This is a genomic window from Streptomyces sp. NPDC005263 (genome assembly GCF_042872365.1).
GTDB lineage: Bacteria > Actinomycetota > Actinomycetes > Streptomycetales > Streptomycetaceae > Streptomyces.
This window is the reverse complement of record NZ_JBIAKJ010000005.1, coordinates 123,640-147,959: the sequence shown is the minus strand read 5'-3', so window position 1 is coordinate 147,959 and position 24,320 is coordinate 123,640. Positions and strand designations below refer to the sequence as shown.

The 24,320-nt window shown below is 69.6% G+C and carries 20 protein-coding genes and 2 pseudogenes; 9 read left to right on the top strand and 13 right to left on the bottom strand.

The window, feature by feature from the left end; translation table 11 throughout:
• Nucleotides 1–4 precede the first annotated feature (4 nt).
• Together ACFYRY_RS23375 and ACFYRY_RS23370 are read left to right on the top strand one after the other, a co-directional pair.
• Entirely contained in the window at nucleotides 5–3,244 is a 3,240-nt protein-coding gene (locus ACFYRY_RS23375) for a sarcosine oxidase subunit alpha family protein (protein WP_389148790.1), read from the top strand.
• The gene (locus ACFYRY_RS23370; protein ID WP_389148787.1) at nucleotides 3,237–3,842 is read left to right on the top strand and encodes a sarcosine oxidase subunit gamma; all 606 of its coding nucleotides are present in this window, start codon (nucleotides 3,237–3,239) and stop codon (nucleotides 3,840–3,842) included. Before ACFYRY_RS23375 ends, ACFYRY_RS23370 begins: the two co-directional genes overlap by 8 nt.
• A gap of 116 nt (nucleotides 3,843–3,958) precedes the next feature.
• Here the strand turns inward: ACFYRY_RS23370 and ACFYRY_RS23365 are convergent, their stop codons facing one another.
• Together ACFYRY_RS23365 and purU are read right to left on the bottom strand one after the other, a co-directional pair.
• Nucleotides 3,959–4,750, bottom strand: coding sequence for an IclR family transcriptional regulator (locus tag ACFYRY_RS23365; RefSeq protein ID WP_389148784.1), 792 nt, complete (start codon nucleotides 4,748–4,750; stop codon nucleotides 3,959–3,961).
• 32 nt (nucleotides 4,751–4,782) lie between these two features.
• A complete protein-coding gene (gene purU / locus ACFYRY_RS23360) occupies nucleotides 4,783–5,655 on the bottom strand; it encodes a formyltetrahydrofolate deformylase (protein WP_389148782.1) in 873 nt (290 codons plus the stop codon).
• 187 nt (nucleotides 5,656–5,842) lie between these two features.
• Between purU and ACFYRY_RS23355 the strand changes: the two genes are divergently transcribed.
• From ACFYRY_RS23355 to ACFYRY_RS23345, 3 genes and pseudogenes are all read left to right on the top strand, one after another.
• Complete coding sequence (locus tag ACFYRY_RS23355; RefSeq protein WP_389148779.1) at nucleotides 5,843–6,985, top strand: aromatic ring-hydroxylating dioxygenase subunit alpha; 1,143 nt, start codon at nucleotides 5,843–5,845, stop codon at nucleotides 6,983–6,985.
• 497 nt (nucleotides 6,986–7,482) lie between these two features.
• Nucleotides 7,483–8,382 carry a hypothetical protein gene (locus ACFYRY_RS23350; protein WP_389148776.1) on the top strand — a complete coding sequence of 300 codons (900 nt, stop codon included), beginning with the start codon at nucleotides 7,483–7,485 and terminating at the stop codon, nucleotides 8,380–8,382.
• A 209-nt stretch (nucleotides 8,383–8,591) separates the two neighbouring features.
• Nucleotides 8,592–8,741: pseudogene (locus tag ACFYRY_RS23345) on the top strand (IS1380 family transposase); the annotation flags it as partial.
• 82 nt (nucleotides 8,742–8,823) lie between these two features.
• Here ACFYRY_RS23345 and ACFYRY_RS23340 read toward each other — a convergent pair.
• Nucleotides 8,824–9,591 (bottom strand): alpha/beta fold hydrolase, encoded by a 768-nt coding sequence (locus ACFYRY_RS23340; RefSeq protein ID WP_389148773.1) that lies wholly within the window; start codon nucleotides 9,589–9,591, stop codon nucleotides 8,824–8,826.
• A complete protein-coding gene (locus ACFYRY_RS23335; RefSeq protein ID WP_389148770.1) occupies nucleotides 9,588–9,956 on the bottom strand; it encodes a DUF1330 domain-containing protein in 369 nt (122 codons plus the stop codon). The genes ACFYRY_RS23340 and ACFYRY_RS23335 overlap by 4 nt, the downstream gene beginning before the upstream one ends.
• Before the next feature lie 83 nt (nucleotides 9,957–10,039).
• Between ACFYRY_RS23335 and ACFYRY_RS23330 the strand changes: the two genes are divergently transcribed.
• A complete protein-coding gene (locus ACFYRY_RS23330; protein ID WP_389148767.1) occupies nucleotides 10,040–10,705 on the top strand; it encodes a TetR/AcrR family transcriptional regulator in 666 nt (221 codons plus the stop codon).
• Between the two features lie 45 nt (nucleotides 10,706–10,750).
• Nucleotides 10,751–10,939, top strand: a pseudogene (locus ACFYRY_RS23325) (transposase); the annotation flags it as partial.
• 1,197 nt (nucleotides 10,940–12,136) lie between these two features.
• Here ACFYRY_RS23325 and ACFYRY_RS23320 read toward each other — a convergent pair.
• The 9 genes from ACFYRY_RS23320 to ACFYRY_RS23280 form a co-directional block, all read right to left on the bottom strand.
• On the bottom strand, nucleotides 12,137–13,213 hold the full coding sequence (locus ACFYRY_RS23320; RefSeq protein ID WP_389148764.1) for a FecCD family ABC transporter permease: 1,077 nt from the start codon (nucleotides 13,211–13,213) through the stop codon (nucleotides 12,137–12,139).
• The gene (locus tag ACFYRY_RS23315) at nucleotides 13,210–14,211 is read right to left on the bottom strand and encodes a FecCD family ABC transporter permease (RefSeq protein WP_389148761.1); all 1,002 of its coding nucleotides are present in this window, start codon (nucleotides 14,209–14,211) and stop codon (nucleotides 13,210–13,212) included. The genes ACFYRY_RS23320 and ACFYRY_RS23315 overlap by 4 nt, the downstream gene beginning before the upstream one ends.
• Nucleotides 14,212–14,275: 64 nt before the next feature.
• Nucleotides 14,276–15,313, bottom strand: a complete 1,038-nt coding sequence (locus ACFYRY_RS23310) for an ABC transporter substrate-binding protein (RefSeq protein WP_389148759.1) — start codon at nucleotides 15,311–15,313, stop codon at nucleotides 14,276–14,278.
• Between the two features lie 211 nt (nucleotides 15,314–15,524).
• Nucleotides 15,525–16,016 carry an NUDIX hydrolase gene (locus ACFYRY_RS23305; RefSeq protein WP_389148756.1) on the bottom strand — a complete coding sequence of 164 codons (492 nt, stop codon included), beginning with the start codon at nucleotides 16,014–16,016 and terminating at the stop codon, nucleotides 15,525–15,527.
• A 128-nt stretch (nucleotides 16,017–16,144) separates the two neighbouring features.
• Nucleotides 16,145–16,513 (bottom strand): MazG-like family protein, encoded by a 369-nt coding sequence (locus ACFYRY_RS23300; RefSeq protein ID WP_389148754.1) that lies wholly within the window; start codon nucleotides 16,511–16,513, stop codon nucleotides 16,145–16,147.
• 173 nt (nucleotides 16,514–16,686) lie between these two features.
• Complete coding sequence (locus ACFYRY_RS23295) at nucleotides 16,687–17,295, bottom strand: class I SAM-dependent methyltransferase (RefSeq protein WP_389148751.1); 609 nt, start codon at nucleotides 17,293–17,295, stop codon at nucleotides 16,687–16,689.
• 65 nt (nucleotides 17,296–17,360) lie between these two features.
• On the bottom strand, nucleotides 17,361–18,929 hold the full coding sequence (locus ACFYRY_RS23290; RefSeq protein WP_389148748.1) for a GNAT family N-acetyltransferase: 1,569 nt from the start codon (nucleotides 18,927–18,929) through the stop codon (nucleotides 17,361–17,363).
• Nucleotides 18,930–19,006: 77 nt separating this feature from the next.
• Nucleotides 19,007–20,287: a protein-L-isoaspartate O-methyltransferase gene (locus ACFYRY_RS23285; protein ID WP_389148745.1), complete on the bottom strand. Its 1,281-nt coding sequence runs from the start codon at nucleotides 20,285–20,287 to the stop codon at nucleotides 19,007–19,009.
• Nucleotides 20,288–20,605: 318 nt separating this feature from the next.
• Nucleotides 20,606–21,169 (bottom strand): CGNR zinc finger domain-containing protein, encoded by a 564-nt coding sequence (locus ACFYRY_RS23280; RefSeq protein ID WP_389148742.1) that lies wholly within the window; start codon nucleotides 21,167–21,169, stop codon nucleotides 20,606–20,608.
• A 538-nt stretch (nucleotides 21,170–21,707) separates the two neighbouring features.
• Between ACFYRY_RS23280 and ACFYRY_RS23275 the strand changes: the two genes are divergently transcribed.
• Entirely contained in the window at nucleotides 21,708–23,324 is a 1,617-nt protein-coding gene (locus ACFYRY_RS23275; RefSeq protein ID WP_389148739.1) for a tannase/feruloyl esterase family alpha/beta hydrolase, read from the top strand.
• Between the two features lie 72 nt (nucleotides 23,325–23,396).
• On the top strand, nucleotides 23,397–24,317 hold the full coding sequence (locus ACFYRY_RS23270) for an alpha/beta hydrolase (RefSeq protein ID WP_389148737.1): 921 nt from the start codon (nucleotides 23,397–23,399) through the stop codon (nucleotides 24,315–24,317).
• Nucleotides 24,318–24,320 lie beyond the last annotated feature (3 nt).

Below are 24,320 nucleotides of genomic sequence, written 5' to 3'. Positions count from 1 at the left end.
ACCCATGCTGCTGATCCCCTGCCCGTGGTGCGGGCCCCGCGACGAGGCCGAGTTCCACTACGGCGGCCAGGCCCACGTGCCGTATCCCGAGAACCCCGCGGCCCTGGCCGACGAGGAATGGGCCCGGTACCTCTTCTTCCGCGACAACACGAAGGGCCCGTTCGCCGAGCGCTGGAGCCATGCGGCGGGCTGCCGCAAGTGGTTCAACGCGGTGCGGGACACGGCGACGAACGAGGTCCTGGCTGTCTATCGGGCGGGGGAGGAGCGCCCGGCAACTTTTGAGCAGCGCTCAGTCCGTTCAGCCCGTCCGGCGCTTGAGGACGAGGCCGTCCAGGCCGAAGGGGGGTTTGGGGGCGCAGCCCCCAGCGGGGCCGAAGGGGCGGTGCCCCTGGAGGACGGGACGGGTAGGGGCGGCGGGGGCGAGACAATCCAGCCGTTCCGCCACCCCACCCGCGGCCGCATCGCCCGCGACGAACCCCTCACCTTCACCTTCGACGGCACCGCATACCAGGGCTACCAGGGCGACACCCTCGCCTCCGCCCTCCTCGCCAACGGCGTCATCCAGACCGGCACCAGCATCAAGCTCGGCCGTCCCCGAGGCATCTTCTCGGCCGGCGTGGAAGAGCCCAACGCGGTTATCCAGATCGAGGCCCCCTTCCCCGAGCCGATGCTCCCCGCGACGACCGTCGAGCTCTACGACGGCCTGGTCGCAAGCGGTCTCCCCGGCCAGGGCCGCCTCGCCACCGACCCGGACCCGGCCCGCTACGACGCCGTGCACGCCCACTGCGACCTGCTGGTCGTCGGCGCCGGCCCCGCGGGTCTCGCCGCCGCGTCGGCAGCCGCCCGCAGCGGCGCCCGCGTCATCCTCGCCGACGACCACCCGGACCTCGGCGGCAGCCTCCTCGGCACCGGTGAACTCCTGGACTGGGTCGACGCAACCGGTACCCGACTCGACGCCGCCCCCGACGTCCGCGTGCTGCGCCGCACCACCGTCTTCGGCTACTACGACGACAACCACCTGCTGGCCGTGGAACGCCGCACCAACCACCTCGGCGCCCAGGCCCCGGACAACGTCTCCCGCGAACGCGTCTGGCGTATCCGCGCCCGCCGGGTCGTCCTCGCCACCGGAGCCCACGAGCGCTCGCTGGCCTTCGCGGACAACGACCGCCCCGGCGTGATGCTGGCCGCCTCGGCCCGCTCCTACGTCAACCGCCACGGCGTCCTGCCCGGCCGCCACGCGGTCGTCCTCACCACCAACGACAGCGCCTACGCGGCCGCGTTGGACCTCGCCGCGGCAGGCGTGGCCGTCTCGGCGATCGTCGACACCCGCACCGAGCCGGGGGAGTGGGCCGAGCGTGCCCGACAGGCCGGCATCGAGGTGCTGTCCGGCCACGCCGTCACCGGCACGGACGGCGCCCCGCGCCTCACCTCCGTGACCGTGGCGCCGTACGGGGAGTCCGCGGGACGACGGGAGTTCCCCGCCGACCTGCTGCTGGTCTCCGGCGGCTGGAACCCCGTGGCGCACCTGTTCAGCCAGGCGGGCGGCACCCTGCGCTACGACGAGGAACTCGGCACCTTCGTCCCCGACGCGGCCCGCCAGCTGGTCGAGGTCGCGGGCAGCGCGAGCGGCGTCTTCGACCTGGCCAGGACCCTCGCCCAAGGGGCCGCCGCCGGGGCCCGCGCGATCGAGGCCGAGGGCTACACCGCCGAGACGCCCCGCCTCCCACAGGTGTCCGTCCAGCCGCAGACGCCTCCCATGCAGGTCTTCACCGTCCCGGGCCGTGAAGGCGCCCCACGCTTCGTCGACCTGCAACGCGACGTCACCATCGACGACCTGGCCCGCGCGACCGGCGCCGGAATGCGCTCGGTCGAGCACACCAAGCGCTACACCACGGCCGGCACCGCCAACGACCAGGGCAAGACCTCGGGCGTCCTGGCCAGTGGAGCCGTCGCCGAACTGCTCGGCGTGGACATCTCCGCGCTCGGCACGACCACGTTCCGGCCGCCCTACACGCCGGTCTCCTTCGCCGCCCTCGCCGGCCGCGACCGGGGGGCGCTGCTCGACCCGATCCGCACGACGGCCCTGCACGAGTGGCATGTCGCGCACGGCGCGCTCCTGGAGAACGTCGGCCAGTGGAAGCGCCCCTGGTACTACCCGCAGGGAGGTGAGGACATGGAAACGGCGGTGCTGCGTGAGTGTGCGGCCGCCCGTGAGGGCGTCGCCTTCATGGACGCCTCCACCCTCGGCAAGATCGACGTCCAGGGCCCGGACGCCGGCACCTTCCTCGACCTGCTCTACACCAACATGATGAGCACCTTGAAGGTCGGCATGATCCGCTACGGCGTGATGTGCCGCCCGGACGGCATGGTCTTCGACGACGGCACCGTCATCCGCCTCGCCCAGGACCGCTTCCTGGCCACCACCACGACCGGCAACGCGGCCGCCGTACTGGACTGGATGGAGGAATGGCTGCAGACGGAGTGGCCCGAACTACGCGTCCACTGCACGTCCGTGACCGAGCAGTGGGCCACCGTGGCGCTGGTCGGCCCGCGCTCGCGCGAGGTCCTCGGCTCGCTCGCACCCCGACTGGCCGTGGCCAACGAGGACTTCCCGTTCATGGCCTGGCGCGATACGACCGTCGCCGGCATCGACGCGCGAGTGTGCCGGATCAGTTTCTCCGGCGAACTGGCCTACGAGATCAACGTGTCGCCGTGGCACGCCCTCGCCTTGTGGGAGGCGCTGTACGAGGCCGGTGCCCCGCACGGCATCACCCCGTACGGCACCGAGACGATGCACGTCCTGCGGGCCGAGAAGGGCTACCCGATCGTCGGCCAGGACACCGACGGCACGGTCACACCGCAGGACCTCGGCATGGGCTGGGCGGTGTCCAAGAAGAAGCCCGACTTCATCGGCAAGCGTTCCTTCGCCCGCGCCGACACCGTCCGCCCCGACCGCAAGCACCTGGTCGGCCTGCTCCCCGACGACCCGGGCACGTTCCTCCCCGAGGGCACGCACCTCGTCGCCGACAGCGTGCTGCCCGCGCCGCCCGTACCGATGCTCGGCCATGTCACCTCCAGCTACCGCAGCGCGGCGCTCGGCCGGACCTTCGCCCTCGCCCTGCTCAAGGGCGGCCGGGAGCGCATCGGAGAGCGGCTGTACGCCCCGGTGGGCGACCGGCTGGTCCCGGTGACCGTCGCAAGCCCCGTCCTCTACGACCCCGAGGGAGCCCGCCGCGATGGCTGACACCGCCCTTACCGCCCCGCTCCGCAGCCCTCTGTCGGAGGTCGCCGACCGCCTGGCCACCGCGACCCGCACCTCATCGGGAGCGATCCGGCTCGCCGAACTCCCCTTCCTGACCCAGATCAATGTGCGCCTCGACGCCAAGGGAGCGGCGGCCGACGCCGTCGGGGCAGCGCTGGGCGTCCACCTGCCCGTCGAACCCGACACCGCAGTACGCGCCGGGGAGCTGGCTGTTGTGTGGCTCGGCCCCGACGAGTGGCTCGTGGTGGGCCCGCCGGGCGGTCAGCGGGACGTCGAGAGCCGGATCCGTGAGGCGGCCGGTGACGAGCACGTGTCCGTCATCGATGTCTCCGCCCAGCGCACGACACTCCTGGTCTCGGGCCCTCGCGCCCGCGACCTGCTGGCCCACGGCTGCGCGCTGGACCTGCACCCGCGCGCCTTCGGGCCCGGACGCTGCGCCCAGACCACCCTGGGCCGTACCCAGGTCGTGCTGGTCGCCCGGGACGAAGCCCGGGCCGGGTTCTGGGTGCTGGTCCGTTCGTCCTTCGCCGGCTACCTGACGGACTGGCTGCTGGACGCGGCCGTGGAGTGGAGCGGCTGAGACCCGCGGAATCGCACGGACGGCGGTGGGTGATACAGAGACTGGATCCGTGTCACTAACCGCCGTCCGTGGTGCTGTTCGTTTCGCTCAAGCCACCAGGATGCGCCGGTCGGACGTCAGCCCAGATGGCCGAGACGGTGGCTGAGTTCGTCCGCGGCCTCGATCAGCACCGGTGCGAGTTCATGTATCCGCTGCTCGGTGAGGCGGAAGGCCGGCCCGGAGGCGGTGAGGGCGGCGATGGTCTCGCCGTCGCTCGAACGGACGGGAGCGGCCATGGCGTTGAGGCCCTCCTCGTACTCCTCCACCGTCATGGCGTAGCCACGCTCGCGGGCCTCGGCCAGATCCGCCTCCAGCTTCGCTCTGGAGGTCAGCGTGTGCGCTGTCATGCGGGCGAGCCCGGCCTCGGCGATGAGTTGGGCGCGACGCTCGGGTGCCAGGTGGGCCAGGAGGATCTTGCCGCTCGACGTGCAGTGCATCGGCGTCTGCCGCCCGACCCAGTTCTGCGCGGCGATGGCGGACTGGCCACGCACCTGGTCGAGGTTGATCACATGGTGGGACTCGAGCACCGCGATGTTCATGGTCTCGCCCAGTTCCTCGGCGAGACGCTCGCAGATCCTCCGCCCGTACCTGGTGACGTCGATGCGTCCCGTGACCGCACCTGCCAGGCGCACGATGCCGAAGCCGAGGCGGTACTTCCCGCGCTCGCCCTCCTGCTCGACCATCCCATGTGCCTCGAGCGCGCCGAGCAGGCGAAAAGCGGTGGACTTGTGGACGTCGATGGCCTCGGCCACTTCACTGACGCCGGCCTCACCGCGCTGGGCCAGGATCTCCAGCACGGTGACAGCCCGGTCGACGGACTGCACACCGCCGCTCGACGTGCCTGCGGACCCGGTGTCGTAGCTGCTCATGGCGAAACCTTAGGCGAACAGGCCAATACCGGTCAGCGGAAGACGACCGTGCGATTTCCGTTGATCATGATTCGGCTCTGGCTGTGCCACTCCACGGCCCGGGCGAGGACCTGTGCCTCGACGTCGCGCCCCAGGGCGACCAGACTGTCGGGGCTCTGGGAGTGACTCACGCGGATGACGTCCTGCTCGATGATGGGTCCCTCGTCGAGGTCCGGGGTGACGTAGTGCGCCGTCGCCCCGACGAGCTTGACGCCGCGCTCGTGCGCCTGGACGTACGGGCGGGCGCCCTTGAAACCCGGCAGGAACGAGTGGTGGATGTTGATCGCCCGGCCTTCGAGCTGCTTGCACAGATCGTTCGACAGGATCTGCATGTAGCGGGCGAGGACCACCAGGTCGATGTCGAGCTCCTCGACGAGCTCCAGCAGCCTCGCCTCCGCGTCGGCCTTCGTCTCCCGGGTCACGGGAATGTGGTGGAACGGGATTCCGTAGCTCTCGGCGAGCGATTCGAATTCCCGGTGGTTGGAGACGATCGCCGGCACCTCGATGTTCAGCGCGCCGGTGCGCCACCGGAACAGCAGGTCGTTCAGGCAGTGACCGAACTTCGACACCATGATCAGCGTACGGGTCGGTGTCGACGCGTCGTACAGCTGCCAGGAGATCCGATAGGCCTCCGCCACCGGGGCGAATCCGGACCGCAGGGCGTCCAGCGACGTGGCCGGATCCGAGACGTCGAAGTGCACGCGCATGAAGAAGCGGTCCTGCAGCCGGTCGTCGAACTGCTGGCTCTCCCGGATGTTGCCGGAGTGCCGGACGAGGAAGCCGGTGACGGCGTGGACGAGGCCGGAGCGGTCGGGGCACGAGAGGGTGAGGACGAACTCACGGTCGGGGTGCGGTCGAAGAGACACTGAGTCCTCCCGGAGGATGCGCATCGCGCAACAGTGGGACTAATACGCAACATCGTCCTGTGCGGGATGGCCTGTAGTCAAGGGTCGGTCCGGCGTCGCCGACCTCTTGACAGTGGTTCGGGCGGGCTGCACTGTTTGTTGCGTAGACAGGTACACGTTGCGCATAAAGCAACCTCAGGAGTTCTCTATGACTGAGACCGCCCTGCCGGCGAGCCTCATCGCGACCCTCCCGGGCGATCACTACACCGACCCGGAGATCTTCCGCCTCGAGCAGGAGCACATCTTCGAGTCCATGTGGTTCTGCGCCGTCCGCTCCTCGGATCTGGCGAAGCCGGGTGCGTTCAGGACCGTGGACGTGGGCCGGGAGAGCATCCTGGTGACCCGCTCACGGGACAACTCCGTCCGCGCGTTCTTCAACGTGTGCCGGCACCGGGGCGCGAAGCTGTGCACCGAGGAGTCGGGCGAGGTGAAGCGGGCGTTCCAATGCCCGTACCACGCCTGGACCTACGACCTGCACGGCAAACTCGTCGCGGCTCCGAACCTGACGAGGATGCCGGACGTCGGCAGGACCGAGTACGGCCTGGCGAGCGTGGCGGTGCGCGAGTGGCTCGGCTATGTCTGGGTGTGCCTGGCCGAGAACCCGCCCTCGTTCGAGGGGTCGGTGATCGAGGACGTGGTGGCGCGCCTGGGGGACGTGGAGTCCATCGACCGGTACGGCATCGAGACTCTGGAGGTCGGCCGGCGGATCGTCTACGACGTGAAGGCGAACTGGAAGCTGATCATCGAGAACTTCATGGAGTGCTACCACTGCGCGACCATCCACCCCGAACTGACCGAGGTGCTCCCGGAGTTCGCCGACGGCTACGCGGCGCAGTTCTACGTGGGCCACGGTGCCGAGTTCGGTGAGGAGGTCCAGGGGTTCACCGTCGACGGCTCGGCAGGCCTGGACCGCATTCCCACGGTCTCCGGCGAGCAGGACCGCCGGTACTACGCGATCACGGTGCGGCCTCAGGTGTTCATCAACCTGGTACCCGACCACGTGATCTTCCATCGGATGTACCCGGTGGCCGCCGACCGGACCATCGTGGAGTGCGACTGGCTGTATCTGAAGGGCGTCGTGGCGAGCGGCCGCGACGTCGGCCGCTCGGTGGAACTCTTCGACCGGGTCAACCGGCAGGACTTTGACGCCTGTGAGCGCTGCCAGCCGGCGATGAGCTCGCGCCTGTACGCCAAGGGCGGGGTCCTGGTGCCCAGCGAGCACCACATCGCCGAGTTCCACGACTGGGTTCAGCACCGCGTCGGCACCCGCTCGCACGCCACGGAGCGCTAGCGGGGACCCACAAGGCACCGTGCCCACGCCCCTCGCACAGGGCCCGCAGCAGATCGGGGAGGACGGCCAACAGCTCGGGGTGAACCCGGGCCGGGGGAGTGTCGGTGCTACCTGTTTCGACACCGGTGACGGCGGACCCGAGCAGGTGTGCTGGCTCAACGGTGAAACCACCCAGGAGATGGTCCCCGGTCACCGCTTTCCAGATCGGCTTGCACTCGTGGCGACTTGGTCCGACCCCGAGCGATGAGCACCGGTGACCCTTGACCAGGCGCAGAGTCGGACGGACCCTCCGAACGGCTGTGGCTGGAGGCCATCGCAGTCTCGACCACGCCCGCCAGAGCCTGGACCGACTGCCTACCCGCAAGGGCTCTCCGAAGCGGCCCACCCTCAACCGCCGTGCGGGAACTCGGTATGACCCTGCCGCTGTCACGACTGGTCCCACGGGCAGTCAACGGCGATGTCGGCGCTGTCCGAGCGTGCCGCTAAGCTCCCTAGTCATGCCCACAACAGCGCGCAGGTCTGTCCTCGGTGCCACCGCTCTCGCCGTCCTCCTTGCTGTGAACACCGGCTGTTCGGCCGACTCGGGCCAGGCCGGTACCGACTCCAAAGTCTTGGAGGGGCTCGGCGCCCTGGCTCGCGGCAACAGTGCGAAGCAGGTCACCTACCTCGACGCGGCGAAGGCGCAGGAGCTGAGCAAGGGCGGTCAGATACGCGTCGGCTCCTTCGGCCAGCCGGCGAGCGGCCTGCTGAGCGCGTACCAGCCCCCGCCGTGGGGCGAGGCGCTGAAGGTGACCCAGATCGACACGGCTGTGGACACCGACTCCGCCGGCCACTGGGAGGGCACGTTCGACGCGTCAGCCATCACGACCTCGCTGAAGTCGAACGGATACAAGCAGAGCACGGACGGTGAGACGTGGACACAGTCCGGCAGGAAGGGGGTGTCGTTGAAGATCTCCAACGACGAGATCTCCTATACCGCCCGGGGCGACGTCTCCATGGCGGCTGTCACCCCGAAAGACGGCGCCTCGCTGGCCGACAAGAAGGAGTACCAACGCGTGGCAGAGTGCCTGGGCGAGGTGTACCGCGCCGACTTCCTTTCCCTCACCGCCGCCAAGCCGGTGCGCCTCTCAGCCGTCGGCCAGCAGGCTGCCTCCGCCGCCAAGAACACCGAGGTGCTGTGCCTTGTAGCCAAGGACGAGGCAACCGCCGACCGCGCCGCGGCGAAGCTGCGTTCGGTCGTGGCCGAGGAGTCGCCCAAGTTCGACGGTACGAAGGTGACCGTGGAGAAGGGCGACCAGCCCGTCGTCCGGGCAGCTGTCCCGGACACCGGCACACAGCGGCCTGGACGCCTGCTGCTCTCCAACCTGGAGCTGTTGATGGCCATCGTCAGGCTCTGAACTCTGACGTTTTGGGAAGCTTGTTCTCCGTACGGCGATGTTCGGCAACGGGCTTCGTTCCGATAGGAGGACGCCTGGATGCCGTACAGCTCGGCGTACGGACCACCCCGGTCCGAGGTCGCGTAGGAACCGCGTTCCGGCCTCTTAACCTCGCGCTTTCGCGAGATGGGCTGTCCGACTGGTGATCGCGAAAGCAGAAAGTGCCTCTGACCGGTCTGGCTGCGGCGACGTCCGCAGCCCTGGTTCCGTGGCGGAAGCGTCGGGCCCTGAGTGATCCCGGCAAGATCCTCCTGGACGTCGCTCTGGCGGTCGCACTCGGCGGGGACTGCCTCGCGGACGTCGTGATGCTGCGGTGTGAAGCAGTTGGCCGCTGAACGCCGTGATCGGCGGGCGGGATACGACGGTACGACCGTGGCGGCCGAAGCTCCCTGCCTTCGGCCATCAGCACCGGGCCCAGAACGTGGTCAGGGCGCGGGCTCCACGTGCGGGGTCCTGGGTCATCCACCAGTGGCCGAGTCCGTCCAGAGTCTCAACGCGGGCGCCCGCGCGACGGGCTGCGCGTCGGCGTTGCCGGTCGGTACCGACCATGTGGTCCTCGGTAGCGAGGATCGCCAGGCCGGGCCGCTGCGACGCATGTTCCACGTCCCGGCCGAGCTCGGCCATCACTGGCTGCGCGGCGGAGCGGTAGAGCGCGAGCACGGCCCGGCCCATCGTCTCGTCCTGCGCCACGGCGATCCGCTCGGCCACCGGCACGCTCATGCCGCGCTGAACGAGCGTCCTGGTGCGCGTCTCGACGGTAGCGCCGAACCGGTCGGCGACGTCGGCTTCTCCGTCTCCCGGGGTCTGCCACCGTTGGGCGCGTTCATGCCAGACGTAGTCGGGGTCGAAGATCCCGACGACGTCGCTCGCCCAGCTGCGCAGCAGTTCTGGCCGGCTGATGGCGACGTTCACCACGTGTGCGCCACCCCAGTCGTGGCCGACCAGATCGACGGGTTCCCCGAAGCTCTCCAATGCGCCGATCAGCCAGTCACGGTATTCGCCGACAGTCGCGCCGAACCCGGTCGGCAGGGGTGCGCCGAATCCAGGCGGCGAGAGGCAGATCAGCCCGGCACGTGGCGAACCTGCTCGTTCGAGCTCAGCGAGCAACGGGTCCCATACCGCCGCCGTTTCGGGATTGCCATGTACGAAGACGGTGGGCACCGCGCTCACGCCCCGATCGGCGAGGTCGGCTGCAGGACCGCTTCCACGAGCGCCTCGCTGCGCAGGTGGGCCACCGCGCGGTATTCGGGATCGCGGATCATGTCCACGAACGCCTGCCGTGTCGGGTAGCGCACCAGCACGACCATGTCCCATGCCTGCCCGTCCTCGGCGACCAGCGCACGCCCGCCGTCGCCCAGATACTCCACCTGCAGCCCGTACCGCGCGTTGATCGCCGCGCCGAGGGCATCGGCGTAGCGCTGATAGCTCTCGCGGCCGCCGTCCGGGCGGAAACGCAGCAGGTTCAGCATCACCACGGGACCGCCCGGGTCCTCTGCGAGCAGCGCGTCCAGGTCGCGGTCATCGATCTCGATCATTGAGCCTCCAGGTCAGCCTGCGCGGAGCGGCCACACTCACATACTTGTCGGTCAACACGCAAGTTACTTGTTAAGGTGTCCGCATGGTCACCACTCGCCGTACCCAGCAGGAGCGCCGAGCCCAGGCCGAAGCCGCGCTGCTCAACGCCGCTGCCGAACTGGTCGTTCAGCACGGCGTGCGGTCGCTGACGCTGGCGCGGGTCGGCGAACAAGCGGGTTACAGCCGCGGGATCGTCACCCACCACTTCGGGTCCAAACAGGCCCTTGTCGAACGACTGGCCCGCGCGACACAAACCGGCTTCGTCCCCGGGCTCGCGGACCTCCGCCCCGGGCTGGACCGGCTCTTGCGCCTCGTGGACGGCTACGTCGGCGCCCTCGGGGACATCGGAACGATGCACCGGGCCTTCCTTCTGCTGTGGGCCGAAGCGCCCACCGCGTCGGAACTGGCCCCGATCTTCCGCGAGCGCGACGAGGCATTCCGCTCCGACCTGCGCTCCGACGTCGCCGCCGGAATCGCCGACGGCGACGTGCGTCCGGACGTCGATCCCGGCGACGTCGCCGTCGCGGTCGTCGGACAGTTGCGCGGGATCGGACTGCAGTGCCTCCTCGACCCCCACGCCGTCGACACCCCACGTCTGCGCCGCATGGTCACTGATTACTGGCGCCAGGCATTGCGTGTCTCATCCGCAGACGTGCACGTCGATCCTGACGCTCACTCCCCCTGCGGTGACGGCGAACAGCGACGGTGAGTCGAAGCACGTCAGCCTCGCGCTTTCGCGAGATGGGCTGTCCGACTGGTGATCGCGACCGGCAAGGCCCGGCTCTGGGAACCTCGCCGCCTGCGATTCCGCCTGTTCTCGTCGGCCGCCCAGCTCGTCACCACCGGCCGGCGCAGAATCCTCCGCCTTGCCCAGCACTGGCCCTGGACCGGCGAGATCACCGCCGCACTCGGACGGCTCGCGCTCCTGTCCAACCCCGGCTGACCGGCAACTCACCGCCCTCCCGACGACACAGAACCCGCCCCGGGCAGTGGAACCCGGCGCCCACCCGACGCGACAGCCGGGCCGCCGACCTGCCCACCATCAGCTCCAGAAAACGAAAGGGTCCACCGACTCCGTCGGCAGACCCTCGCGAAAGATCGAGGTTAAGTGATACCTGAGCGCCTTGCGGTGAGCTTCCTCTTCGCGTCCGTAGTGGCCGGGCTTGTTGAAGTCGGCGGACGTTTCCTTTGAGAGGACTCACTCCGCATGCTCAAAAACAGAAGCAGGAGAACCCGCACGGCAGTCTGGGCGGCAGCGGCGCTCAGTCTCGTGGCCGGAGGGGTGCGCCGGGGTGGCGGGAGCAGCAGTCGCGCCCGGCGCCCAGGCGACGACCCCGTACGCGCAGGCAGCCGCCGTGGTCAACGCAGACGGAAGTATCAACCGGGCCAAGGGAATCAGCAAACGTCACGAAGCCTGCCGTCGGGAAATACTGCGTCGAGCTGGAGGACAAAGACCTGGACCTCACCAAGCTTGTCCCGGCCGCAACTCTCCAGTACACGTCCTTCGAATACGGGATCCGCATCTCGTACTGGCCGCACCCTGACTGCGGAAACCGCGCAGACACCACTCACGTCATCACCGGAATGCCAAACAAGTGGGTAGACCAGGCATTCGGGATCGTCGTCCCATAAATCCACACCGCTGGTGAACAGCACCGGTGAATCCCCGGCCCCGTCGGCACCCCGCCCGGCGGGGCCCCTCTTCCAGCCCGGGGCAGTGCCCCCGCCTGTCGAGGTGGAGCGTGAGCTGACCCGACGACTCGCCCCTGAGGTGGTGCGCTGCCCGGTGCGCGCGGGGCGGATCGTCGTGGAATTGGACGAGTCCACCCGGCACGGTTTGACCCCCGCCGACGGGCACGACCACCGTGTCAAGTTGCGGGCCTACCGGCGCGGCAGCACTTTCCTCAGGGGCCCGACGGGAATGGACCCGCCCCGGCGGCTTCCGTGCCGAATGCGAGAGGACGGCTGGACCGTGGAGACGATGAGGCAAACCTCGCTCACCTTGCGAACATCGCTTCCTGAGGGCAGGCCGCGCGTGTCACATCCATGCCCCACGCTCCATGCGCGGACGGCGGCACCGCCCGTTCGGACAGCCGCTCCGGGGGCGTTCCTCGCTCGCTGACCACGGCAGGTGGGGTGCTCAGGCGGTGACCCCGCCGCGGCCCCGCGTGCGGGCGATCAGCCACATCAGATACGGCGCGCCGACCGCCGCGGTCAGCACGCCGACCGGCAGTTCGGTGGGGGAGAACATGCGCCGGGCCAGCAGATCCGCCGTGGTCACGATCAGGGCACCCGTCAACGCCGAGCAGAGCAGAGGGATCTGCGCGGTACGGGTGAGGCGACGGGCAATCTGGGGCGCCAGCAGCGCAACGAAGTCGACGGGCCCGGCCGCCCCCGTCGCGACGGATGCCAGCACCACGCCGAGGGCGGTCAGACCCAGCCGTACGCGACCCAGCGGGACACCCAAGGCGGTGGCCGTGTCGTCGTCCAGGGCCACCGCCCGCTGGGCCCGGGCGGCCCACAGCAGCGGCGGGAGCAGCACGAGCATGGTCAGGGCAAGGGGCGCCGCCTGGTCGTAACCGCGTCCGTTGAGAGAGCCGGTGAGCCACACCTTGGCCTGTTGGGCCACCAGATAGTCGCCCTTGGTCAGGAACAGCCGGGTCAGCGAGCCCAGCGCGATCGAGACACCGATCCCGACGAGCACGAACCGCGTGGCGTGCAGGCCCCTGCGCCAGGCGAAGGCGTAGACGAGCACGGCGGCGGACAGCCCGCCGACGATCGCGACGTACGGCAGCGTGGCGGGGGACGTGACGCCGAAGGTCATCGCGGTCACGGTCGCCGCGCCGGCGCCGTGTGTGACGCCGATGACGTCCGGACTCGCCAAGGAGTTGCGGGCGACCGTCTGGACCAGCGCCCCCGCGATCCCGAAGGCGGCGCCGACCAGCAGACCGGTCACCAGGCGGGGCAGGCGCAGCGTGCCCACGACCAGCTCGTCGGGGCTCGGCTTCCCGAGCAGTACGCGGACGACCTCGGTGGGGGAGACAAAGGACTCGCCGACGCAGAGCGACGCGACGACGGTCACCGCCAGCGCGACCGTGAGAACGGCGGCGATCACGACGCCCCTGCGGTGCAGCAGGAAGCTGTTGTCGCGCACGCGGACGACGGAGTAGCCGACGGGGCGGGCCGTCGCCGTGTCGGTCCGGTCGAGTTGCGTCATACCGCCACCGTCGCCTTCCGCCGTACGAGCGCGACCAGGAACGGCACGCCCAACAAGGCCGTCATCACGGCCACCGGGACCTCCGAGGGCGGGAAGAGGACACGCCCGAGCACGTCCGAGACCAGGATCACCGAGGGCCCCAGAACGGCGGCCATGGGAAGGACCCAGCGATGGCCGGAGCCCACCAGAGCTCGGGCGATGTGCGGCACGGCGAGCCCGACGAAGGCGATGGGACCGGCCGCGGCCACCGCGGCACCGGTCAGCACGGTCGCGGCGAGAGCACCCAGGATCCGCACCCGAAGGACGTGGTGGCCGAGTCCCCGGGCCACGTCGTCACCCAGGGCGAGCGCGTCCAGGCCGGGGACCGTGATGGCGACCAGCAGCAGCCCCGCGACCAGGAACGGCCACGTCTGCGCGACGACAGAACCGTCCCGTCCGCTGATCGAGCCGACGTCCCAGAAGCGGAACTCGTCCAGGACCTGGGCATCGGCAGTGACGATTCCGGACACCACCGAGGCGAGAAAGGCGTTCATCGCGGCACCGGCCAGGGCCAGTTTCACCGGGGAGGCGCCGCCGCGTCCTCCGCTGGCCACCGCGTACGCGGCCACCGCCGCGAGCCCCGCGCCGACGAAGGCGAACCAGACGTATCCGTTGAGCGTGTGCACCCCGAAGAACGCGATCGCGCAGACCACGCCGAGCGAGGCGCCCTGGCTGACGCCGAGGACGCCGGGCTCGGCGATCGGATTGCGGGTGAGGCCCTGCATGACCACGCCGGCGACCGCCAGGGCGAGGCCGACCATCGCACCGATGAGCGTGCGGGGCACCCGCAGGGCCCGCACGACCTGGACGTTGTCGCTGGTCCCGCCGTGCAGCAGGGCGTCGAACACCTCGGTGGGGGCGATCTGGCGGCTGCCGACCGCGAGACTGAGCAGGACGGCGAGAAGCAGCAGGAGCACGCCCGCGGCCAGCCGGACGACCCGGCGCCGGGTATGGGACATGCGCTACCTCTTCATGTGATGCGTGTGATTCACGTCGTTCAGGTGGGCCGGGAGCACCGGTCGCCTACTTGGTCAGGTACTTGTCCAAGTCCGCGACGACCTGCTCGGCCGCGGTGACACCGAGCCCGAGGTACCAGGTCTCGTCCGGTACGTCATAGGCGTGCCCGGCCTTGACCGCCTTGAGGTTCTTCCACAGCGGGTTGCCCTGCGCACGGGACTTGTCCGTGGCCTTCGCGTCGCCGTAGACGCCGGTGAAGATGTAGTCGGCGTCGGCCTGGTCGATGTTCTCGGCGCTGACCTCGGCGGCCAGGTCCTCGATGTCCTGGTTCTTCGGGCGGGGAATGCCGGCGTCCTTGAGGATGGTGCCGATGAAGGAGGCGTTCGCGTAGAGGCGGATCAGGCCGTCGGGCAGGTAACGCACCATCGAGACGGTCGGCTTGTCGGCGCCGAGTGCGGTGCCGAGTGCCTTGACCTTGAGGTCGTACGCGGCGAGTTTCGACTTGGCCTCCGCGGTCTTGTCGAGGGCCGACGCGTTGAGGAGGTAGTTCTCCTTCCACGTGAAGCCGGGCCGGATGGAGAAGACGGTCGGGGCGATCTTCGACAACTCGTCGTAGTTGTCCGCGGCGCGCAGCTGGCTGCCGAGGATGAGGTCCGGGTGGAGACCGGCGATCGCTTCGAGGTTGAGGTTGTTGATGGTGCCGATGTTCTTCGGCGTGCCGGCGTCCTTCTTCAAGTACGACGGCAGTTCGGGGGAGCCCTCGGTGGGGGCGATCCCGACGGGTTTGATGCCCAGCGACACCACGTTGTCCAGCTCGCCGACGTCCAGGACCACCACGCGCTTGGGCTGGGCCTCGATCACGGTCTTGCCCATCGCGTGCCGGACGGTGCGCGGCCACTGGCCCGGCTTCGCGTCGGTGCCCATCGCCGCGGTCTTCTGCGCGGCGGCCCCGAAGTCCTTGCCGCCCTGCGCCACGGCCTTCTTGTCACCACCCCCCGATCCCGCGTCCTTGCCGTCGTCGGCGGAACCGCCACACGCCCCGAGGATCAGCGCCGCGGCGACGGCGAAAGCGAGGGCGGACGGGCCGCGACGCCGAGGGAACATGACAGAACTCCTTTGTGACACCACTCTGTTGCCATTAGGCAAGGCTCACCTTATCTGTGAATTCGTCATGGTCGACAACGGGCCCTGTGTGGTTCCTGTCACCGCCCCACACGGCGATGCGGTGCGGCCTGCGGCCATGCTCACCGAGCGCCAGGGTGAGCGCCTGCCGGACTGGATACCGCCGTCAGGCAGGACGGCCTGGGCTGTCTGCTCAGAGACCCAGCCGCGCCGGCCTGGCCGGGACACCAAAGGTGACCAATGTCGTCACAAGAGTCGCAAGGTCGCGGGGGGAGAAGAGATCGGCACCAGCATAGGAAGCGACTTCATGCGGGTGCCACCAATGCAGACCGCTGATGTTCTCCGCGACAAGCTGCTCGGCGGACAGGGTCCCGCGAGGGGTGAACTTGGCGGTGCGCACGAAAAAGTAGTCGTTGATGACCCCGTCGTAGCCTGCGGCATGGCCTGCCACGACTTCCTGGTGCCACACGTGGGGCGGATCGTTCTTGACCGACAGACCCACCTCTTCCCGCAGTTCGCGGCGCAGTGCGGCAAGGGGTGTCTCGCCCGGCTCGATCCCTCCGCCGGGAGCAGCCCACACCACCGTTCCCGCTGGTTCTGGAATCGTGTGCCGGCACAGAAGGATGCGGTCGGCTTCGTCGAGGACGACCGCGCGGACTGAATGACGCAGGTTCACAGACGGCATCCGCACACGCTAGTTGCGCTCAGTCCGGACGGTGCGATGGAACAAGGTAGGCCAAGCCCAGTAGCTCACCGTCAGGTTCAGCACTCGTGCGTGGCCCGGTCCTTGTTGCGGTGTCGAACGGCAGTTGCTCATGCCGGCTCCGCCGGGGCCGGGTCCACGACGGATGCGGGCCCGGGGAGAAGGAACTTCGCGGATTTGGCGGCCAGATGCCGGTCGAGGTACTCCGCGGCGTCGTCGGGGCGCATGCGGGCCAGGGCGACCAGGGCCGTAATGGCTACATCCGCGACTTCCGCGTGGGCGTCCTCCCATGGAGCGGTCCCCTTGCGGGGGTTGGTGCCGCGGGCGCCGATGACTGCCTGGGAGGCTTCCCCGGTCTCCTCGGCGATTTTGAGGACTTGCAGGCTCCACTGCTCGTCCTGGTTCAGGCCGAGCGCGGCGTCGTGTTCGTTGAAGCGGCGGGCGAGTCGGTGAATGGTGTCCCAGACGGTGCCGTGCACGGTGTGGTGTCTCCTTCAGGCAGTACGGGGTCGGGCGTCGAGTCGGTCGAGTACGGAAGTGAGGGGCTGTTCGCGGGGGAGGGCCGGTGGTGCGGATGACGTGAGCGTTGGCATGGAGGCAGTGCGTGACCGCACCAGGGTGATCCACCCGATCACGGGCTCTGCGGCGCTCGTCAAATCCTTTGCCGTGGGAGTGACCGGGGCGTCGCTGTCCAGGACGGGCCATGCAGGACGAGCACCGCCAGGCCGTCGGCGTCGTACCGCTCCACGGTCTGCCATCGCTCGGTCAGTATCCGGATCTCGTCCTCGTCCAGCGCGATGTCGCGCCGGTCGGCCGGGGTGCAGGCAGCCAGGGGAGTGATCACCACGATCGCGCCGCCCGGACGCAGCCGCCCGGCCAGCGCGTGCATGACCCGCTGCCGGTCGCCGAGGAAGGGATACACCAGGCGCAGGGCGATCAGGTCGTATCCGTCCTCGCTCAGTTCAGCCGGGTCGTCCTGGGCGATGTTCAGACACAGCCAGCGCACGCCGACCGCGTCCGCCCACTCGGCCCGGGCTCGGGCGAGGGCGTTCTCGGCGAAGTCGACGGCATCGACGAGATAGCCGAGTTCGCCCAGGTAGGCGGCCAGTTCCCCGGTTCCACAACCCGCGTCCAGCGCCCGGCCGTTGGCCGGCGCCGGAGCGTGCTCGGCCAGCAGGGCCCTCTCGGTCTGCCCGACCCGGCGAAAGCCCCGGTCCTGCGCGTAGTGCTGGTCCCACTGGGCCCGGCGGACATAAGCCACGTAGCTGCTCCTCGTCGTGTGGTGCGGTGATCGGAGACCGCTGTGGTGCTCGGGTTTGGCGCCGATCAGGTCCCGTGCATGGTTGCGTGAGCGGAGGACGGGATCCGGGTCATCCGCATCAGGGCCGGGTCCTTGGTGAAACCGAGCGCGGCGTACAGCGGGGCGGACTCGTCGGAGGCGTGCAGTTCGTACAGCGTCACGCCGTCCCCTTCCAGGTGCGCGAGCAGCGCGGTCAAAGCGGCCTTGGCGTAGCCGCGGCGGCGGAAGTCGGGGACGGTGGCGACGGCCTGGATCCGCGCGGCCAGTCCCTTGGGGTACCGGGGAGCGGGGAGCACGGAGTCGACAAGGGCGAGAGCGCAGGAGGCGAGCCCGCCCTCCGGGTTGTCGACGACGTAGGCCCGGGCGTCCCCGCCCGGGACAAGGCGGGCGGCGAGGTGATCGCGGCAGGTGGACAGCCAGTCCTCGTCCAGCGGCTCGGACAAGATGAGTTCGGACCGCAGACGGGCGATCTCGCCCGCATCGGCCGGAACTGCCGGACGCGGCACTCCTCCCGTGCGCGGACCCGGCACGGTGGCACCTACGGGTGCGTGGTCGGCGACGAGAAGGCCTTGCCCGGTGTCGTTCCGCCGCTCGTATCGGGGGCCTTGGCCGAGGAGGGCGGAGCGGTGTGCCGCGTGCCGGAGCAGCAGGTCGCGTGTTCCCGGGCTCAGCCGCAGCCGGTGCAGCATCTCGGGTGCGAACCAGCGCAGCAGGACGCCCTCGGTGAGGCGCAGACGGTCGGGGTCGCCGTTCCAGCGGCCGGCGAACACCTGGATCGGTACGCACAGTCCGTCGGTGCCGGTGGCCCACTCCAAAGCGAAGGGCTCCAGGTCCGGGATGACGAGATCGGGGACTTCCTCGCCGAGTTCGCGCCGGACAGTGTCTTCGAGCGTCACGTCCTCCGGCTCGCTGCCGCCGCCGAGCAGGTCGAATGCCCCTGGCTGCCAGATTTCTGGCAGGTCGTCGCGTAGATGAAGCAGATATCGGCCGGCGTCATCGAAGATCAGCGCTGACGCGTTCACCGGCTGCGGCCGGCCGTCAAGCCCTGAAGAGAGCAGCTTGGCGCGCAGTGTCGGGGAGCTGACCGTGTCGAACCCGCGCCATTCGGCTCCCGCCACCTCCGCGTCCCGCAGAACGAGCTCGGGATGTTCTCCGACCAGGTAGAACGCGAACCGTACGTCGTAGTGGCGGTGCGGCGGCTCTCCCCTGTCCGGGCGGGCCTCGATGTCGTGACAGTCAATGTCGATCGGGACACCGAGTAGCCGCGGGGTGAGGCACAGATCGCCTGCCTTGATCCCGGTCTCCTCGACCACCTCGCGCACCGCCGCGGCGCGTAACGTGCGATCCCCCGGTTCGGGATGACCACCGGGGACGAGGACCAGGCCGCTCGCCCTGTGGAGGATGTGCAGCACGCGCAGGTCCCGGTCGATCACCACGGCACTGCACGTGATGTGCGCCGGCATCGTGACGCGGCTCGTCGGGTCCTGCCCTCCTTCGAGGAACGTCAACAACGGTTCCACGGCGCCGCGTTCGGAGGGATGGCGTGTCAGGTACATCTGCACGAGAGCGCTGATGTCGGATCGGGTGGGCGGCATGTCAGCACCTCTCGGAAGTCGGAGAACACGGACCCGCTGTTGACACGGAAGGGTCGCGGTCGGCGGTCCGCCGGCGCTCACGATGCCGCCCGGCCGTGTGTCGTGGCAGAGTCGGGAAGCGCCCAAGACAGCTCAGTGGCGCCCGTGCCGGCGCTGACCCACTGCTGGTGGTCGTCACCGAGGTGGAGCCGGTAGACGGAGGGCTCTCCCGCGGCTCTCCAGCGAGCGGCCACCTTCTGGATCTCCTTCCAGATGTCCCGAGGACCATCTGCTGCCAGACTCCACCGGCCGTCTCCACTGACCCGGGCCGTGAGCCAGGATCCGCAGACCGGGGCACCGATGACCAAGTGGTCGGCGCTCCAGTTCCGGACCAGACCGGGAGACAGGTGATCGAGCGCGAGCCAGAATCCGCGTGCCTCGTCCGACGGAGGCGCGGTGAGGGTGTGGACGACACGACTTGCGTTCTCCCCGGCCTCGATCCGCGCGAGGAACTCCGCCGAGATGAAGAGCCGTTCGAAGTCATGGCCGGGCCGGTGACCGAACTCCACGGAACGCACCTCTCCGCGTACCTGGCCACCGGCCGTGGCGGTGACGATCGCCAGGCCGGGCCACGACGGTGACGTCCCGCTGAGGGTCGCCATCGCCCGACCGCCCGGGGCGAGCTGGTCCGCCCAGGCCCGCGGGACCCGGGGGACGGCGTACGAGACAAAGATCCGGTCGTACGGCGCACCGTCCGGCCAGCCCGCCGCCCCGTCCCCGGCCACCACGGCAGGCCGGTAACCGAGATCGGCCAGGCGCACCCGCGCCGCCTCGGTGAGGTGGGCATCGCGGTCCATCGTGACCACGTTCCGGTCGCCGCAGATCCAGCACGCGATGGCCGCAGTCACGGCGGCGCCCGTACCGACATCCAAGACGCGTCGCCCCTCCTGAAGGTCCAGGTCCTGCAGCAAGCCGGCGGTCATGCCCACCACGCTGCTCATCGACGTGATCACCCCGCCCGACCTCGGACCCCGGACACGGCCGAGGATCCGTTCACCGTCGTGCTGGATGAGCACACTCTCCCCGCCGTACAGCACCGCGAGCAGTTCCTCGCGGTCGGCCGGTTCGACCCAGTCCAGCAGGTCCCACCGCGGCGGACGTTCTCTCGCCGGGCTGCGCCGCACGTATGCCTGAGGCATCAGTACCTCGCGCCGGACGGCGCGCAGTGCGTCGCGCACCCGGCCGGGCCGGAGTGTCCCCGTCTCCTCCAGACGGGCGACCATGGCTTCCCGAGCCGCGACCGAGCCACGGACGGCGGGTGCCGTCGCGGCTTTGGGCGAGGCGGGTCGGATGGGATCGGTGCCAGGGGCGGAGTGCAACGGGCCTCCCCTTCCTGTCGCGCGAGAGTCCGAGGGCATCTGGTTCAACGACGCTGAAGGCTCTTCGAACGCACGTTTTTCAGACGTGCTGAGATCCGCCTGACGACGGGGGGTGCGGCGCCTGCGGGATGCACCGACCCGTACGCCGCAGGACCTGAGTCGACAGCGATCTTGGCTGAAACGCCGAAAAGGAGGCACCCTGGACGACTGCAACGCCCACGCTCTCGGCGAGATCCAGGTGTTCCACGAGTTCCGCTGCAGAGGGGAGGCTTGCTGAAGAGGCACGCTGCCTTCCTGACGATGCGTCAGCTCGCTTCGTCAGCGTGCGGGTGCGGCCGGCGCGGTCTTCTTGCGGGCGCGGTAGGCGGCGGCCTTGATCTTGTTGCCGCAGGACTCCATGCCGCACCACTGGCGCCGCATGCCTCGGGAGCGGTCGATGTAGACCCTGGTGCACTCGGGGTTGCCGCATTCCTTCATCAGGGGGACGTCCGGCCCGCTGAGCAGTTCGACGGCCTGCCGGGCGACGGTCGCCAGAGCCAGCTCAGGCGTCGCCTCGGTGTGCCGCCCCCTCAGGGTGAGCTGCGGCGTCACGGGGGTCTTGCGTGCGGTGGCGTTGACCACCGCGAGCGCCTCCCGGTCGAACTCCTCGCCGAGACGGCGGTTGGTGACGAGGTGGTAGATGGCCTCGCGTACGGCCGTCGCCTGCCGGACGTCGTCCTCCTCGCCGGGAGTGATCGTGTCCACCAGCCCGGATTCCAGGTACCAGGCATTCAGTCGCTCCGGCGTCACGAACATCTCGAACCGGGTCGAGCGCCGGGCTCGGAGGGTGGCCGCGAAGTCGAGGGCCGGGTGCCCGCATACGAATACATGGTCAAGGTTCACATCACCACCTTGACAGGTGACTCGTCTCGGACGCAAGAATCGTCACTGTTTCGGGCGGTGCCCTTGCGGCAGCGTACGGCAGCTCGCGGGGCCCGCTCAGGTCGGAGCTGTGGTCGGCCATATCCCGGTGTCAGTCGGAGTTCGCGGCCCTGCCAGCGCCGACGCACCCAGCGGTCGTGACTGGCGACGACGATCGCGCCGGGGCCCGGGCCCAGGGCTGCCTCGTGACCGGCCCTTGTCTCATACGTGTGTGATGCCGACGGCTTGGCGTTGACAGCGTCGACGTCGGCGTCGAAGCGGCGGGCCTGGCCGGTCTGCTGCCCAACCCGGGCGGCTTCAGCACTCCTGGCAGAAGGGTGACGGACCGTCGAATGACCCAACGCGTCCTGCCTGCGCCCAGGCCGGTGCGCTCGGGCGTAGACCGTCAACTGACTGTTGTCGGGATATGTGACGCACGGCGAGAGTGAGCCAGGCAAGTGAGCCATGCACATGTGTGTCGCCGCTCTGGCACACACCTACTTCCCTGAATGGACGAGTGATGAGACGAGTTCTGACTGTCCTCGCGGCGGGCGTGCCGCTGGCCGCTGCGGTGTTCCTGCCGACCGCCTCGGCGCAGCCGCGGAGCGGCTCCGCCACCACCCCCTTCGTCTGCTCGGCGCCGTCCGTGAAGGCCCCGACAGGCACCCGCGTGGAGTCAGTGACGGCCGTACGTCAGGCGGGCGGCACCATCACCGGTACCGGGGTTCTGCAGGGATCGGTCTCCGATGTCCCGGCCTTCTGCGACGTGACGGTCGTCCTCACCCACCCGGGCGACGGCGACCACGCCCAGGTGCGGACCTGGCTGCCCGTCAGCGGCTGGAACGGCCGCTTCCAGGCTCTCGGCGGAGCCGCATACCTGGCCGGGGACAACGGTGTCGGGCTGGGCACCGCCGTCAAGAACGGCTACGCCGCCACCACCACAGACGCCGGCGTCGGTGACGCCCTCGACACCAGCTGGGCGCTGAACAGCAAGGGGCAGGTCAACACCGCGCTGTTGGAGAACTTCGCCTCCCGCTCCCAGCACGAGGCAGCCCTCGTCGGCAAGCAGGTCGTCACCTCGGCCTACGCCAGGCGCGCCTCGTACTCCTACTTCACCGGCTGCTCCACGGGCGGACGCCAGGGCTATGCGGAGGCCCAGCGCTACCCCGACGACTACGACGGCATCCTCGCCGACGCACCCGCCACCAACTGGGACGAGTTCGAGGTCGCCACCCTGTGGCCGCAGGTGGTCATGAACAACGAGAAGACCTACCCGACCGGCTGCGAGCTGGACGCCTTCACCAACGCCGCCTCCAAGGCCTGCGACTCGCTGGACGGCGTCGAGGACGGTCTGGTCAACGACGCCTCCCGCTGCCACTTCGACCCACGTCGGCTGATCGGCACCAAGGTCGTGTGCGACGGCAAGGAGCTGACCATCACGGCGGCCGACGCCACAGTGGTCCGCAAGATCTGGGACGGACCGCGCACCGTCTCCGGCAAGAAGCTGTGGTCCGGCGTTCCGGTCGGGGCCGACCTCAAGGGTCTGGCGGAGACCGAGGCGGCCCCCGACGGCACCGTCAAGGGCAAGCCCTTCCAGGTACCCGCCCTCTGGGTCCAGGTCTGGCTGAAGAAGGACCCGTCCTTCGACCTCTCGAAGATCACCTACAGCCGGTTCACTCAGCTGTTCAAGCAGTCCCAGGCCGAGTACGACAAGGTCATCGGCACGGACGACCCCGACTTGTCCGCCTTCCGCACGTCCGGCGGCAAGCTGCTGACCTGGCACGGCCAGGCGGACCAGTTCATCCCCACCCAGGGCACGGTGGAGTACCGCGAACAGGTCGAGCGGGAGCTGGGCAGCGCCACGAAGGTCGACGACTTCTACCGTCTCTTCCTCGCCCCGGGCACCAATCACTGCGGTCTCAACGGCCTGGACGGTTCCGCCGACGGCCTCGCCGCCCTCACCGCCTGGGTCGAGCACGGCAAGGCGCCCAAGACGCTGTCCGCCACGCTGATCAACGCCGACGGCCAGCAGGTCACCCGCAACCTGTGCCGCTACCCGCAGGTGTCCCGCTACAGGGGCCACGGCGATCCGGCCCTCGCCTCCAGCTTCCGCTGCGTCGCCCGGCCCCGGCACTGACCGCCGAGCACCAGGCCGCCGACCGGTGATTCGACGCGAACGCCCGTCACTCTCTCGGAAAGAAGTTCCCTCATGGCCAGTACCCCTGTCCGTTTCCCCAGCGCCGGGATCGAAATCGCCGCGCACTTCTACGTACCCGACACCGCGGCGCCGGGCCCGCGTCCGGCACTGGTCGTCGGCCACCCCGGCACCGGGGTGAAGGAGCAGGCCTCCGGCACCTATGCGCGGCTGATGGCCGAGCGCGGGTTCGTCACCCTCGCCTTCGACGCCGCCTACCAGGGGGAGTCCGGGGGGCTGCCGCGCGGGCTGGAGGACCCCGCCCAGCGGGTGGAGGACTTCAAGGCCGCCGTGTCGTACCTCATGACCCGGGACGAGGTCGACCCCGACCGGATCGGGCTGCTCGGGATCTGTGCGTCGGGCGGCTACTCGCTGGCCGCCACCGGCGGTGACCACCGGGTCGGGGCCGTGGCGACCGTGTGCACCGCCGATCCTTCACGGCAGTTCCGGCTCGGCGCGGACGGCACCCAGGACCGGGCCGTCTTCCAGGTGCTGCTGGACGCCGCCGCCCGGGCCCGCACCGCCGCCGCCCGCGGCGAGGACCCCGGGACCATGACCATGTTCCCCGAGACCGCCGAACAGGCCGGTGCGCTCGGAGGCCGGCACGGCGTCGAAGGCTTCGAGTACTACTGCACCCCGCGGGGCGCGCACGAACGCTCCGCGAAGTCCCTGGCCTGGGAGAGCATCGACAGACTGGCCTTCTACGACGCCTTCTTCGCCGTACCCCTCATCGCTCCGCGCCCTCTCCTCCAGATCATCGGCGAGCGCGCCGTCACCGCCTGGATGGCCATCGAGGCCCACCAGCGTGCCACCGGTCCCAAGGAACTCCACTGGATCAAGGGCGCCAGCCACGTCGACCTCTACGACAAGAAGGAGTACATCGACCCTGCCATCGACAAGCTCGCCGACTTCTTCACCGCCAACCTGGGCGAGTGACGG

What these genes read in the sequence shown, in the direction of transcription:
- ACFYRY_RS23375 (WP_389148790.1), top strand. Translation starts at nt 5, where the DNA reads ATGCTGCTGATCCCCTGCCCGTGGTGCGGGCCCCGCGACGAGGCCGAG.
- ACFYRY_RS23370 (WP_389148787.1), top strand. Translation starts at nt 3,237, where the DNA reads ATGGCTGACACCGCCCTTACCGCCCCGCTCCGCAGCCCTCTGTCGGAG.
- ACFYRY_RS23365 (WP_389148784.1), bottom strand. Translation starts at nt 4,750, where the DNA reads ATGAGCAGCTACGACACCGGGTCCGCAGGCACGTCGAGCGGCGGTGTG.
- ACFYRY_RS23355 (WP_389148779.1), top strand. Translation starts at nt 5,843, where the DNA reads ATGACTGAGACCGCCCTGCCGGCGAGCCTCATCGCGACCCTCCCGGGC.
- ACFYRY_RS23350 (WP_389148776.1), top strand. Translation starts at nt 7,483, where the DNA reads ATGCCCACAACAGCGCGCAGGTCTGTCCTCGGTGCCACCGCTCTCGCC.
- ACFYRY_RS23335 (WP_389148770.1), bottom strand. Translation starts at nt 9,956, where the DNA reads ATGATCGAGATCGATGACCGCGACCTGGACGCGCTGCTCGCAGAGGAC.
- ACFYRY_RS23330 (WP_389148767.1), top strand. Translation starts at nt 10,040, where the DNA reads ATGGTCACCACTCGCCGTACCCAGCAGGAGCGCCGAGCCCAGGCCGAA.
- ACFYRY_RS23320 (WP_389148764.1), bottom strand. Translation starts at nt 13,213, where the DNA reads ATGACGCAACTCGACCGGACCGACACGGCGACGGCCCGCCCCGTCGGC.
- ACFYRY_RS23315 (WP_389148761.1), bottom strand. Translation starts at nt 14,211, where the DNA reads ATGTCCCATACCCGGCGCCGGGTCGTCCGGCTGGCCGCGGGCGTGCTC.
- ACFYRY_RS23310 (WP_389148759.1), bottom strand. Translation starts at nt 15,313, where the DNA reads ATGTTCCCTCGGCGTCGCGGCCCGTCCGCCCTCGCTTTCGCCGTCGCC.
- ACFYRY_RS23305 (WP_389148756.1), bottom strand. Translation starts at nt 16,016, where the DNA reads ATGCCGTCTGTGAACCTGCGTCATTCAGTCCGCGCGGTCGTCCTCGAC.
- ACFYRY_RS23290 (WP_389148748.1), bottom strand. Translation starts at nt 18,929, where the DNA reads ATGCCGCCCACCCGATCCGACATCAGCGCTCTCGTGCAGATGTACCTG.
- ACFYRY_RS23275 (WP_389148739.1), top strand. Translation starts at nt 21,708, where the DNA reads ATGAGACGAGTTCTGACTGTCCTCGCGGCGGGCGTGCCGCTGGCCGCT.
- ACFYRY_RS23270 (WP_389148737.1), top strand. Translation starts at nt 23,397, where the DNA reads ATGGCCAGTACCCCTGTCCGTTTCCCCAGCGCCGGGATCGAAATCGCC.